8 protein-coding genes are annotated in these 14,175 nt (G+C 49.1%); 4 read left to right on the forward strand and 4 right to left on the reverse strand.

Annotated elements, in window-relative coordinates:
• The first annotated feature begins 245 nt into the window (after positions 1-245).
• The 4 genes from glpK to JMW05_RS10805 all read left to right on the forward strand — a co-directional run bounded on the left by glpK (position 246) and on the right by JMW05_RS10805 (position 4,827).
• Positions 246-1,808: a glycerol kinase GlpK gene (gene glpK / locus JMW05_RS10790; RefSeq protein ID WP_201505247.1), complete on the forward strand. Its 1,563-nt coding sequence runs from the start codon at positions 246-248 to the stop codon at positions 1,806-1,808.
• Between the two features lie 201 nt (positions 1,809-2,009).
• Positions 2,010-2,525, forward strand: coding sequence for a glycine zipper domain-containing protein (locus JMW05_RS10795; RefSeq protein ID WP_201505248.1), 516 nt, complete (start codon positions 2,010-2,012; stop codon positions 2,523-2,525).
• A 379-nt stretch (positions 2,526-2,904) separates the two neighbouring features.
• Positions 2,905-3,933 carry an endonuclease/exonuclease/phosphatase family protein gene (locus JMW05_RS10800; RefSeq protein WP_201505249.1) on the forward strand — a complete coding sequence of 343 codons (1,029 nt, stop codon included), beginning with the start codon at positions 2,905-2,907 and terminating at the stop codon, positions 3,931-3,933.
• A gap of 189 nt (positions 3,934-4,122) precedes the next feature.
• Positions 4,123-4,827: a TetR/AcrR family transcriptional regulator gene (locus JMW05_RS10805; RefSeq protein ID WP_201505642.1), complete on the forward strand. Its 705-nt coding sequence runs from the start codon at positions 4,123-4,125 to the stop codon at positions 4,825-4,827.
• A 277-nt stretch (positions 4,828-5,104) separates the two neighbouring features.
• Here the strand turns inward: JMW05_RS10805 and JMW05_RS10810 are convergent, their stop codons facing one another.
• The 4 genes from JMW05_RS10810 to JMW05_RS10825 all read right to left on the reverse strand — a co-directional run bounded on the left by JMW05_RS10810 (position 5,105) and on the right by JMW05_RS10825 (position 13,948).
• On the reverse strand, positions 5,105-5,869 hold the full coding sequence (locus tag JMW05_RS10810) for a hypothetical protein (RefSeq protein WP_201505250.1): 765 nt from the start codon (positions 5,867-5,869) through the stop codon (positions 5,105-5,107).
• A gap of 53 nt (positions 5,870-5,922) precedes the next feature.
• Positions 5,923-11,139, reverse strand: a complete 5,217-nt coding sequence (locus tag JMW05_RS10815) for an SdrD B-like domain-containing protein (protein ID WP_227691517.1) — start codon at positions 11,137-11,139, stop codon at positions 5,923-5,925.
• A 202-nt stretch (positions 11,140-11,341) separates the two neighbouring features.
• Entirely contained in the window at positions 11,342-13,441 is a 2,100-nt protein-coding gene (locus JMW05_RS10820; protein ID WP_201505252.1) for a hypothetical protein, read from the reverse strand.
• A gap of 42 nt (positions 13,442-13,483) precedes the next feature.
• Positions 13,484-13,948 carry a hypothetical protein gene (locus tag JMW05_RS10825; RefSeq protein ID WP_201505253.1) on the reverse strand — a complete coding sequence of 155 codons (465 nt, stop codon included), beginning with the start codon at positions 13,946-13,948 and terminating at the stop codon, positions 13,484-13,486.
• Positions 13,949-14,175: the final 227 nt, after the last annotated feature.

The raw sequence follows: 14,175 nt of genomic DNA on the forward strand, positions 1-14,175 counted from the left end.
ACAGTGGTGATATATTGAAGAGTGCACCCTGTAGCGCTACAATCACGACGGGTCAATGCCTAGCACTTTATTATTGTAGATTCAATGTGGACACGATGTGTTAGTAATATTGTTATTGGCATACCCTTGGCGCTTGATTGTATGGCTTAACCGCTCATGTTCAACGGGCGTGTAGTTCCAGTCTCATCATTGAGACGTTAGCTTCGATATCATCAATAACATAGAATACGTAAAAGGTGCGCACCATGTCAGGATATATTCTCGCCTTAGACCAAGGCACCACCTCGAGCCGCGCCATCTTGTACGATGCGCATATGCGACCTGTGAAAATGACGCAGCGCGCAACCCACCTGCATACCCCGCAAGCAGGCTACGTGGAGCAAGACGCCAAAGAAATCTGGCAAACACAAATCAGCTGCGCGCACGACGTCATCAACCAAGCAGGACTGCTGGCGACTGACATCTCAAGCATCGCCATCACCAACCAGCGCGAATCCATCGTGATATGGGACAAACAAACGGGCAAACCACTGGCACCTGCGATTATCTGGCAAGACCGCCGTACCGAAGCGGCATGCAAAAAGATGGCAGCGGATGACAGCATTGAGGACGTTCAGCGCATTACAGGATTGCGCCTCGACCCGTATTTTAGCGCCAGTAAAATCGCATGGCTGCTGCGCAATCATCCCAACATCAAGGCGCGCGCTGCCAAAGGTCATATCGCGGTCGGTACCATTGACAGCTGGCTTATCCATCAGCTGACGGGCGGCGCGCATGTGATGGACATCACCAATGCGTCTCGCACCTTATTGTTTGATATTAATCAATTGACTTGGTCGGACGCATTGTGTGCGCGCTTTGATATCCCGATGTCTATGCTCCCTGAAGTATTGCCCTCAGATGGTGATTTTGGTAAAACCAAAAAAGGTCTGTTTTCAAAACAAATCCCTATTCATGCAGTACTTGGTGACCAGCAGGCTGCCCTGTTGGGTCAAGGCTGCTTGGAGGCGGGTATGGCAAAAAACACCTATGGTACAGGGTGCTTTATGCTGATGAATATCGGCAATGTGCCGAAGCTGAGCGAGCATCGCCTATTAACCACCATTGCCTGGCAAAAGCAGCCAAGCACCGCAAGCGAGCGCTCTTCACTTGAGCAGCTGATGCAGACAGGCAAGCGCATGCTGCACGCCAACAAACCTAAACGCGAGGTCACCTATGCCTTAGAGGGTAGCGTGTTTATGGCAGGGGCAGTGGTGCAGTGGCTACGTGACAATCTGGGTCTGGTCAAAGAAAGCTGCGATATCGAAGCCTTGGCAAATGAAGTCGACAGCAGCGAGTCGGTTGTGCTGTTGCCTGCTTTTACAGGACTTGGCGCACCGCATTGGCGCTCGGATGTGAGTGCCAGTATCAGCGGCATGACCCGTGGCACAACCCGCGCCCACATTGCCCGTGCCGCGCTTGAGTCCATCGCTTACCAAACCTATGATGTGCTGGTCGCCATGCAAAAAGACAGCCCACACGCATTGACCGAGCTGCGCGTTGATGGCGGCGCAGCGAATAACAATCTGCTCATGCAGTTCCAAGCTGACCTATTGGGCGTGCCCGTACTGCGCCCCAAAGACATCGAAATTACCGCACGCGGCGCAGCGCTATTGGCAGGATTAAAGACGGGGCTTTATGATGAGCGTATCATGCGCGACTCGTGGCAAGTGGAGCGTACTTTTGAGCCAAATATGAGCGATGACGTGCGTGACGCCCACGTGGACAAATGGCAACGCGCCATCGACTGTGCCTTACATACCATTTAACACCGACATACCAGAGCGTAGGGTTTGTGCAGGTCTCATAAGTATGGATACACGCTGTAACGCAAGGTCATCGGGATACTGACAGAACTTACAGAACCAGTGTGGCGGTTGTAGAAATATTTACCATATACTTTAGCCGTAGTAGACAGAAGTACTAAGACAACAATAACCATTTATTATAACGATTTTAAGGACAGTATCATGAGCAAGTATGACGATATCGACCGTGACGAAGTAAAACACATGTCAAAAGAGACAAAAGAAGACCTAAACGCGGATATGATTACTGGTGAGCCAGGCTCGCATCCTGTAGGTACGGGCATCGGCGGCGTCGGCGGTGCAGCTGCAGGCGCAGCGATTGGTTCTGTAGCAGGTCCACTCGGCACGCTTATCGGCGGTGCAATTGGTGCTGTTGTTGGTGGTGGCGCAGGTCATGCCGCAGCAGAAGCCATGGACCCAACGCACGAAGAAGCCTACTGGCGCGCTGAGCATGCCAACACCAGCTACTATAAAGACGGTCACGACTTTGACCGCGATTACCACCCAGCCTATGCAGTTGGCTACGCCAATCGTCCGCATTATCCAGAAGACGCACGTTTTGAAGACCATGAAAATGATTTAGAGCGTTCGTGGCAAGAAGTGAAAGGCGAATCGCGTCTGGCGTGGGAAGATGCCCGTTTGGCCTCGCGTGACGCATGGAACCGTGTTAGCCGTTAATATCCCTTATTGTGAATACTGTAAATGATAGCAGTGTTATGAATAATGGGTAATAAAGGCAAATAGATGATAAGTTAAAGTATCCATGTGTTTTATCTGTAATAGGTAAATAGCCTCTTAAAAATGATAAAATAAATAATACAAACTATTGTCTATTAAAATAACGGAACAGCCAAATTATGCTATATTAAAGCTTCCAAAAGATGATTTTGGGAGCTTTTTTAATGCGATTTTTTTATAACGACTTGAAATGCGTATAAGCAAAACGCAAATAATTTCGTATGGTGACCATATATCCTATAAATCATAACGCCTGTCATATTGAATGTATAAACCTAAACCCAATACAAAATATAATGAACAATAATAATGAGTGTTTATGACTATGCAAAATCAACGCCATAATAAAACGCAGTTTTATATCGCAACTGCCAACCTGCTGAACTTTGCAAAACCGCAGCGCAGCTTTTATGACAACACACCTGCGTACACGCAAACAGAATATACGCAAAAGCTTGAGGGATTAAGTGCGCTACTCAAGCACGCCCATGCAGACATTTTGGCAGTGCAAGAGATATGGGACACAGAGGCTTTGACTGCGCTTGCTGTCCGATTAGGTTTTGATGCCGCTGACGTGACTGCACCATTAGCCAGCAATGACCCAAGCAGTAGCCACACTCAAGGCAAGGGCGCTCAGAACACCCCAGCGGTGGGCATCATCACCCGATTTCCTGTATTAGAAACGACGCTGCTTGAGGACATCGCTCCCGAAGCCATCGTTGATATTCCTGATGTTGGGCCACACAAAAAGTACCAGCGTCCGCCTTTGTTGCTGCGTTTGGACATCAACGGCCAGTCAGTCACTGTGGTGACCGCTCATCTAAAGAGTAAACGCGCGTATTTTTTACGCGATGCAGCGGGCGACTTGTTAGAAGACATGGATGACCCCAATATTCGTATACGTGCTAAGCTGCGCAGTCTGTGCATGCGAGCCGCTGAGGCCGCGTCGATACGTATTGCTATTATGGCGCGTCTTAACCATACCAATGAGCCTTTGATATTGCTTGGCGATATGAATGACGTGACAGGCAGCGTGACCACGCAGCTGATGGCAGAGACCGAAGAGGTCCACTATGACAAAAGTATCCGAGACGTGGCACTGTTCGATGCTGCCCGTGTCCAAAGACGCTATGGTTGGATGAAGGATGTGGCATATACCCACATTTATCAAGGTATGCCTGAGGTGATTGATCAGCTGTTTGTGTCAGAAGAGTTTTTGGCGGACAGTAAATTTGCTTTGGGTTATGTCGATAGAGTGGACTACTTTAATGACCATCTAAAGTGGGACTATGCCGATAGAGTGACCGACCATGGCATTGTGAGAGCGAAAATCGTACTGAACCATTGATGAAATAAATTATTATTTTATTATTTTAACCCATCCTACGCCCCTTGATTGATGATGTACAAGTGTTTATGATGCGTCTTTATTTTATTAGATGATGATGTGGCTTGCAGACTGGCTGTTTTTGGCAGCATTGGCATTCAATAAATACGATGTTTATAAGCAATAGGGCGCAACACTACGAGGTTTATGATGAGCGAATACAAAGACGAAAAAATCGAAGACATCTTGGTCGATTCAGAGCTGGCAAAACAGCTGGTACCCAATAAGTTTAAGTTCACCAGTCAGCAAGGGCGTGCACGTCGTCAAAAGCTGTTGATGGGCGCTAAAAAATTGAGTGAAACCAAAGCCATCAATGACATTAGCCTAGCGGATGTGTGTGAAGAAGCGGGCATTCCCCGTGCTTCTGCTTATCACTTTTTCCCCAATGTTGAAGCCATCTTTTTGGCATTGCGCTTCTTAAACGCGATTGAGATTTTAGAAGTCCTCAACACCGTTGAAACTGCAGACTGTGACCGCTGGCAGGGCTATCTGACAGCATTGATTGAACGCTGTGTGTCTATCTTCCATCTTGACCAAACCAAGGCCAAGCTGATTTATGACACCAATACTCCAGATTTTGAAGGCGACAGCTTCGGTGAAGACATCGACCATCAAATCGTAAAACTGGTCTATAAGCGTTTGGCCGAGCGTTATGAGATGCCGCGCTACGAAGACATTCAAGACACGCTATTGATTACGCTGAGCATCATCAATGGTGTATTCACGCTGTCTTATCGTCAGCACGAGCGCATCACAGACAACTATCTGCAAGAAGCGCTGACGGCATCTATCGCTTATTTGCGTTGCTACTTGCCAGAGAAGTTGCCGCGCAAAAACCGTGATCAAGCAAAATAAGCCAAGCAATTCCCAAAAAGCTGACATTGATTGTCAGCTTTTTTTATGCCTATTGCTTTGTTATTCACATATGAAGCAGACATTATGAATAATTCTCTATTTATCAAAAAATGCGATGCGTTTAAATACATGCTGATAAGTGCAATAAATACCTGATGTCAATAAGGGTTTATCGCGCTATATTTTATGGCATTAATTGTTTTTTTATGCGCGCAAAAATTTAAAATACCGTATTAATATTTGTATAGATAATTTTTTATAAAAAAATAAAAGCGGTTTATAAAGGCAGTTTGGGCAAAATTTGACCGTGGCATTGGTCGTTTTTTGCGTCTAGTGGCAGATAGGCGTGGTAATAGCGCTGTGTCAAATCCAAGAGCGCGGCGGTGTCTTCAGGATAGCGGTTGCGATAGGCGGTGTTCGCTTGCGATACATATCTGGCAGCCATGCGAAAATGCGGGGTTGATTGCCGCCAGCCACGCGTACATTGTTTGGATGCGGCCCATATCAGAGACACTTCGGCAAAGGCCATCTCGCGTGGGGCTATAGCGATAGCGCCCTTGTCTTTGAGCGCGCTGACATACGCCCAAAGGTCGGGGCGCATTAGTGCCGAGGTGGCTGGGATGTCTGCGGGCACAGATTCGCTGGACGTGCCATATGCCAAGGCGCTTATCAGACCATACGCACTTTGCCATGCTTGCGCCTTAGTGGCGGCGCGGCTGTTCATATGCTGCTCATAGTTGGCGTAGGTCAGCCAAGCTAGGGCTTGATAGGCAGTGTATAGCTTTTGGCTGTCGCTGGTCTGCTGGTACTGAGCGATGTAATTATCAAGCGTTTGTTTGCAGGCGTCATAGCGCGCCGCAGAAAACGCGGGGACGTCTGCTGTCTGTGGCGTACATTCTGCCGCAGGCATGGCATCGTAGCTGTCTGTGGCGGAGGATAATGCCGCAGCGTGGGCGCTAGATGCCAGCGCTGCCATGATGCCAAGACCCAGTGCAACAGCGGGACGCGCTAGGGCAGTAGGTAGTGTAAATCGGGTCAGCATGAGCATCACATAAGCCTTATATAAAGAGTGCAGAGACAGACGACAAATCATGACTACGGGACAAGAATGTCGTCTTGTCGTGCGTTTTTATTGGGGTCATTTTTTTTGAATAAATTTTCATCGAACTTAAAGCGCAAGCGGACATAAGCGCCTTCTTGGGTATCATCAGTATAGGCAATGTCATCATCTTTAAAGCCCATAAAGTTGTAACCCGCCGATACCCATAAGTTGGTCAAAGGGCTGTAGCCGACTTCTGCGCCCAGCATATACGCCATGTTGTCGGCTTGCTGATTCCAGTACGTGCCTGCCTGTACGCCCACGTCCCAGCGCTCGCTGATGTCGTATAGACCGCGTGCATATAGCGCGTGCGCTGTGTTGCTGTCGTTCATGTCATCAGCGGTATATTCTGTGTATTTGCCCGCGTAATGACCTGACAGTGTCCAAGGGCGCGTTGGGTGGTAGTTGCCACTCCATGACCAAACCAAGACGTCTTTTTGGTATGGGTCGTCGCCTGTGGCATTGTCATCAAAACGATACTCAAGCTTGGCCAGCATATCAAGCTGATTGCTGTCAAAGTCGCGATACGCGCCGCCCACTTGGAAGCGGTTCACTGTACGATGACCATCATCATAATCCACACGTGAGTAGATGTCTTTTGCCAATAAGGTGATGTCGTCATTGTAGCGATAGGCCACGCCTGCGCTACCAAGCAAAGTCTCACTGGTTTCGCCCCAACGTTTCTCTAAGCGTCCTGAGGCTTTGTAGTTCTCTTTTGCAAGGTATTCAACGCCGATACCTGCGGCAGTCGCGGTTTTATCGGTATCGCCTTCGAGTGATTCAACGCGCTCAAGCAAGGTATTTACGGTCAGACCTTCTTGAACATACCATTTGTTTTTTAGACCGATAGCAGCTTCAGCTTCGCGGGCGCTGATGGCGTCACGAGCGCGGTATTCGCTATAGACTTTACCATTTTTTAGGTAGTTGGCATCAAAACCAATCACGGTGCGCTGACGCTCGTCGGTATCGTCAAGACCGTAGCTGCCAGATAGGCTGTTAATCAAGTCGTGACGCGCATAGAGGCGACCGACTTTGCCTAAAGGTGCTTCACCACCGATAGAGGTAGCGTTACGACCACTGTGATTGATGTCTTGCTCATATTCTGCAAATACCAAGGCGTTGTTAAGCTTTGGCAGGCGTGCTGTGATGCGCGCGCTGGCAGTGACGCCTTCGATATCCTCAGTGCTGCTGACGCTGCCTAGCGCCGATTGATTGATGATGTCGTCATTGAAGGCGGTGTCATTTTCGATATCTACCACGTCAGTGGCGGCTTGGGTTGCCCGTGCTGCGCCGCCTGCATCTTGTTTGTAGTAGCGCATGCCAATCTCGCCTGTAACGTTTTGGCTTAGACGCTGCTCTACTGTGGCTTTGACACCTTCGGTCGTGTTGTCTGTGCTGTGCTCTTTGGTGCGTACACCTTCGACTTTTAGCGCCGTTTTTTGATTGCTCAAAATGCGGGTCAGCTCAACACCTGACTCAGTACGTCCTGCGGTCAGCGGTGATGCGCCTGTAACAAAACCAGTGTCGGCATCGTGATAATAGGCTTTGGCTTTGGTACGTTTTTTGTCGTCGTAGGTCAGCTCAACCCGTAGCGCGTCACCTTCTACTGAAGTGTCTTTTAAGGCTTCAGTGTTGATTTGGTTACTGGCGCTGTAGTTGGGGTTTTCCGCACGATTTTTGGCATACTCAGCAATCAGTTTAAGCTTGTCATTGATACGCATCACAGTATTGATGCTGGCAAGCTGCTCTTGATTGGTGGGGTCATCGCTATACACATAGCTGCCGCCGACAGAGACTTTTTTATTCAGCTGCTGCTTGGCGGCCACACCGCCGACCCAGTATTTTTCGCCATTGGTGTCCACTTCGGTGGTCACACGCAAGTAAATAGGATTGCCGTCAAAGTCTTGGCTGGCAATCGGCGCTTTTAAATACAAGCTGCGGCTGATAGGATCAATCTCGTAGTCGGCAAAACGGTTGAGGGTTTCGCGCTTGATGACCAAACCTGGATTGTTGGCATCGCGGGTGATGACTTCGACGGTTTCTGAGTTTTCGAGTACCGCATCAAAGTTGCTACCGAGTGGGTAAGGCCCTGAGATGCCCAAACCGCGCGTTTCGTTCACTTGCTGTGATGTGGCGGTTCTGGCTGCAAACGTGGTGATGCGGGTATTATCATCTTCGTACTGTGCCTTTAGACCCGTTAGCGTACGGTTGTATTGACCGAGCTCAATGCCTTCGTCGTTATTGACGTGGGTTTTTAAGTCGCCGTACATGGCGAACGAGCGACCTTTGTCCAAACGGACAAACAGCTTGCTGGTCGATTGCGCGTCAAAGCCTTTAGCGGAGGCGTCGCCATAGACTGGATAGTATTCGCCAGGCTCGATATCGCGGAACAAGCGTTCGCCTTTCTTGTCACTGTCATAAGCCAGTGTCAATAGGTAGTCGCCGCGTACTTTGCCTTTTAAGAAAAACGCAGCGCGTCCTGAGGCACGGTGATTGTCATCGCCAGAGAAGGCGTGCAGCTCTTGCTCGAATGCACCTTCACCGTCGCTGATATTGCTGCTGTCAAAGTCTCTTAGCGAGATGCTGCCTTCAACGATACCGACGGCGATTAGAGGACGTAGCTTGGCAGTAAACTGTAGCGGAATGACTTTTTTGGTGTTGCCCGTATTGATGACCAGCTCGCCTTGACCTGGAGCATTGGGCGCAGTCACTGGAATGAGCAACTCGCCACCTGAGACGATGACTTGCGTGCCCGCTTGGTCTTTGCTGCCATCAGGCAGGTTGATGCTGCCAATACTGGTATCGATGGTGACAGGCATAGAGGCAATGTAGGGGAGGTCATTGCGGTCCTTTAGGCGAATGACCACTTGGTATTCGCTCACGCCATCGGCTTCAACCAAAGTATCTTGGGTGCGGTATTCAATGTCTTGCAAGCTGTCTGGCGCGATGACTGTGAGCGACTGCTCGGACACGACCTTGCCCGTGACGTCCGTTGAGACGCCGCGCAAGGTATTTTTGCCGCGCTGCAATTCGACAGAGTAATAGTCAAAGGCAGTGACTTGTTGCTTTTCTTGTTCAGCGGTTTTACCGATATGGTCTTCTGATACAGGTTTGCCGTTCACGTACAAGGTGAATGCGGCACCAAGTGGCGCTTGCACTTGAACCAATTGCTTGTACGTGTCGAGCTGCTGATTGGAGGTTAGATTAAGAAAAGCGACATTGTTGTTAGGTACTTGCTTTAGGTACTCTTCAAGCACCACAGGCTGTGGCTGCGCAATCTTGGTGACGTCAAGGCGTGGGGCGTTGATAAGCGCGCGGTCATTGACCACGATAGCAGAGTCACAGTTGCTGCCACCATCGAGCGCGTCGTTCGCTTTGCAGCCGCTCGCCTCGACGTTGTCGCGTGTGTCGGTCTCGTAGTTCGGCTCAAGAACCAAGTCGTTTTTGATGGCTTGTTCAAGGGTGTCATTCTTTTTGGCGATGGTTTTGCGGCGCTGCTCTAACAGTTTGTTAATGGCTTCAGGCGCATCGCCAAGACCGCCGACCAAGGCAAAATCGGTACGGTGCAGCTCACCATAGCGCACGTCAGCAAAGGCGCTGCCTGCATCGCCTGCATTGCGGTTGCTTTGGGTAATCAGCTCGGTACCCGCAGGCAGGGTGGTGGTGTCGATTTTTAGGACGTGTGTTTTGGCAGACACGCCATAAAAGTTGTATTTACCTTCGGTGTCGGTGACGGCAAAATTGCCGTTCTCCATATAAATACGCACGCCTGCCACGCCAAGCTCATTGTCGTCTTTTTGCTGGATGCCGTCGCGGTTGATGTCGTGATAGATTTTACCAACGATGACGCCTTTGTCATTGATAGCGCCGCGGCTGACGTCGATTTTCCATTCTGCTTGACGTGAGGTGACGTTTTGACCGTTACCGTTTGCTGTTGTGGCAGTAGCGTGTGCGCGGTTGACGCCTGCGCCGCCCACCGCTGCTGAGCCAATCAGCACGCGATAGGTAATCTCTCGGCTGCTGCCTTGTGCCATATCGCCAAGGCTCAGCACATGGTACTTGCCTTCGGTTTTAAACTCATTGCCTTGCAGCTGGTCAATCGCCACGCCGTTTTCTAGCTGACGCACGCTGCCTTTGACGTATTCAAAACCACGAGGCAGCGCATCTTTGAGCGACACATCGTAGGCAGTCGCCGCGCCATTATTGGTGACGGTGATGCTGTAATTGACATAATCACCAAGCTCAGCGCTCTTAACATCGCCTTCTTTGGTGACTTGCAAGTTCGGGCTGTCATTGGTCATCGTAATCTGAGTGTTTACGCCACTGATATAGCTGCTAAAGTCAGATTGGGTCGGCGTTTGGTCAAGACCCACGTCAGGCGAGATACACGCGACCAAATTCGCTTGTAAGGTGTCGCCCACAAGTGTCTGGATGATTTGGTCATCAATTGCGTTGGCGTTGTTTTGCGTGGGTGCTGACAGACGGTATTTGCCTGTATTGTTGCCCGTCTCAATACCTTTTAGCGAATACACGTCGCCAGTCAAGGGTGAGGTGATGCTCACCCAGATTTGATCGGGTTTGTCAGTTTGGACATTACATGCCGCGTAGCTGGCCTCAAGATAGACGTTATTGCTGATCTGTGAGTTTTGCGCATCACCAGTGTAGTCGGCGTTGGTAAAGCGCACGCCAGGGGTGACGACGACAAGGCTGTCGGTCACAGAGGCTGTGATAGAGCTGTCTTCAACGACCGTCGCGCCCAGTTTGATGTCGATACGGCTGCCGTCAGCGGCATTCTTGTCAGTAACAGCTTGGATGATTAAATCAAGGCGCTCACTTTGTCCCAATTTGATTTGGTCAAGACCAGTAATTAAGCGGTCACCAGCGTCAACGATGCCGTTTTTATTGAGGTCTTGATACACCTCAAAGTTTGAAAGGCTGCTTGGGTATTCAAAGTTTAGATTGATGGTGACGGCATCGTAACCGGTATTGGTGATGCTGTTTTTCCAAGTGACCTTGTCGCCTGCCATGACCACTTGATTACTGCCGCCAGAAAAAGCAATGCTGTACTGATCCGCATTGGCCGTTTGTAGCTCGACAGTGTTTGACGCCACGTTCAAGGTGGTTTGCGTGTCGCTGATAGTATAGCGGGCATCTGCGGTGTTTTCGATGGTATCGACAATCACAGAAGCAGCAAGGGCAGAATGTGATTGCATAAGCAGCATAGCCACTGTCAAAGCAGATAGCTTGGGTGCTAAATGAGCAGACGGGGCAGTGCGGTTTGATGTCATTATGCGTGCCTATGCAATCAAATCAGATAAAAAATAGTGACAGTCATCGTTATGCTTATCGCTATTGGGTTGGGGGACTGTCCACAGCGGGTGCTATGGACAGTCTGACACTATATGTCGTCAAGCCTTATGGTGTGGTGCTGCCATCTGGGTTGATTTTGACAGCAAATACCATTGCTGCGTATTTTTGTGGACCTAAGGTGGTCACCGTACCGCTGACAGCTGTGCCATCATTGGTGGCGTTATATTTATTGGTTGTAGGTACTGCGGTAGCATTTGCCACGTCATCTAGCTTGATAGCGTACGCTGGGGTCGTGCCGCTGCTAAGTACCATCGCTTTGTTGTTAAAGCGGTCGGTGGTATCGTTGATCAATACGTTGTCAAAATTAAAGCGTGAATCAGCACTTGCAAACTGGTTGAACGCAGTAATCTTATACACAATACAGTCGCCTGGTTTTGCCGCTACTGGTGACTGAGTGAAAGTCAATGATGCTGTCGCTGAACATGAGGTGTTCAGTGCTTGCTCTTTGACCAAGCCCAAGCCTTTAACGGTCGTGGTGTTCTGTACTGAGCGATCACCAACTGCTGGCGCGTCTTGACCACCCACTACTAAGGTCACAGTTGTGGTTTCGGTTGAGCCAAGCGCTGCACCCGTTGACGACACTTGATACTGGATGGTCACGCTTGAATTTGGTGCCATACCTGTCCACGCTGGTGCACCATTGACAGGCGTAGCTGTAGATAAGTCATAGTCACCATTGCCATCTTTAGTCACTTTATAGGTTGCGTTTGGTGTGGCTGGATCGTTGTCCGCATCATAGACGATCAGTACGCTGCCGTCTACTTGGGTAACTTTATCGTTCGCGCCTTCGGTGATGGTGAATTTCACTTCGCCTGGCTGGTCGCCTTCAATCTCTTTTCCAGTATTCTTAATCACAGCGGTCTGGGTGATTTGTGTACCCGCAGTCGTTGTGGTTGGGATTTCTTTACTGGTTGGTGATTCGATGCTTACCGCACGCTGGTTTGCAGTCAATGGCTGGGTCGAGTCGCCACCGATAGCGTTGTTCACTGAGCCATCAATCACTTCACTGTCATCGGTTGATGGGTAGAAGTTACTGGTGTTTTGATTGGTATCTGATGGATCAGTGGTATCGTACAAGCTCTGACCGCCTGGGAAGTCAAGCGTCACAACCGCATGATTGACGGTGCTTTTCGGATTTGTCAGTGTTTCACTTTGGTCTTTTTGTACATCAAAGGTAATGGTGGCTTCTTGACCAGGCGCTAGGTTTAGCAAGGTTACACGAACACTGTCTTGTGCGCTACCTGTACCTGCACCATTGGTGCCTGCAGTGATGGTCGCATTGTTGCTGACGCTTAGGTTCGGCTGATCAGCAAGACGCAAGCCTGCTGGCAAGTTGTCAAACACGACGATGTTGTTTGCCGTAGTGGTGTATGCCGCGCGCTCATCGTTACGTACCGTGATGGTGTACGTCACTTTTGAGGTTGGGTCATTTAGATTTAGCGTGCTACTGACCTTGCTGGTAATCTTAAACACAGGCGCTTTGGTGGTGCTGTTATCAATGTTGGTCAAGGTGGCTTTGGTGGTGTCAGATTCAGCAAAGTGTTTACTAACTGCAGATAGCGTTAGGTTCTGCGTGTCGCCGCCCACGTTACCAGAAGTTACTGCAGCAACAGAGATGTCCGCATATTCATTCGGGTTTAAAATGATGGTTTGGTTTTTAAACTGAGTACCTGTAACGGTAGTGGTGCTCTTTTGTGTGCCATCAGCATTGTAGATGATGTACGTGACACTTGTTTTATCTAAGTCGTATGAGCCGCTACCTTGTGGGCTACCTGGAATGTTGCCACCTTGGGTTAGGTCAAAGGTATAGGTGTCTTTTATGTTACCTGAGTTGGTCAAGGTATGGTTAAAGGTTACAACGCCTTTTGGTGTGACAGTCAGACCTTTGTTGTAGTCGTCTGTCAAATCGCCGTCATCATTCTTAGCAACTAGGCTGAACGCCGCGCTTTGGGTTATGTTTACGGTGACTTTGTTTGACTGTACAGGGTTCTGTGCAACGCCAGCGATGCTATAAGTCGCGGTTGCAATGTTGTCAATGGTCGGGGTCGAGTCAGCAGTTGATTTGGCAGCATTGGCAGAGGTCACGCCAAGCGCGGTGACGATGCCAGCTGCCAATACTGAGTATTGAAACAAACGAGTCTTCATATGGGTCATCTCCTAGATAAGAGCAATGGGTAAAGTTAAAGATTAATCAACAACAGTATTGAGTGACACGTCGGCTGATTTATTCGCTGGCAGCCATTTAATATTCCAGCGTAAGGCTTTGTATTCTGATAATGGGACTTTAACCAACTTGCCATTTACCTTACGCATGAGCGGCATGTCTGCGTAGTTTTTGCCATCTGTACTTGCTTGAGCGCTGGTAGGATAGGCATCACCTGTGAACGTCATGTTCGCAGGAATAGGCAGGGTCACCGCCAAATCATTGATGTTTTGGTTGGTGGTATTGGTATAAGTGGCTTTATATTGAATGACTGACCCTGCAGGCGCTGTGCGTACAGGCAAGTAGCTGACTTTGCCTTCTTTGGTTTTCACCATTTTGTTGGCGGTCAATTCCATCTTTAACGCATCCGCTGCGTGCGCGCCACTGATGACCATCACACTGGTAACCGTAGCCAATAATACGCGGCATAATGATTGAGATGACTTCATGTAAAACTCCTTGCTTATCGTACTGTAAAGAGGCAAATCTAAGAGAGATATTGCGGCTTCTAAGAGAAGTTACAGCAAGAAAAATGTTCGTTATTGTCTGTGTGTCAGATTGTAAAAGCATTATTGCAAACGACTTACAGTACTGCATCAAAATTCTGACAAATGGTATATTCAATCGCCCAAAAGGCGACGCCTTAAAACCGCTTAAAGTCTTAAGGCGTAAAACG

The sequence above is a fragment of the Psychrobacter aestuarii genome (genome assembly GCF_904846035.1).
Classification (GTDB): Bacteria; Pseudomonadota; Gammaproteobacteria; order Pseudomonadales; family Moraxellaceae; genus Psychrobacter; species Psychrobacter aestuarii.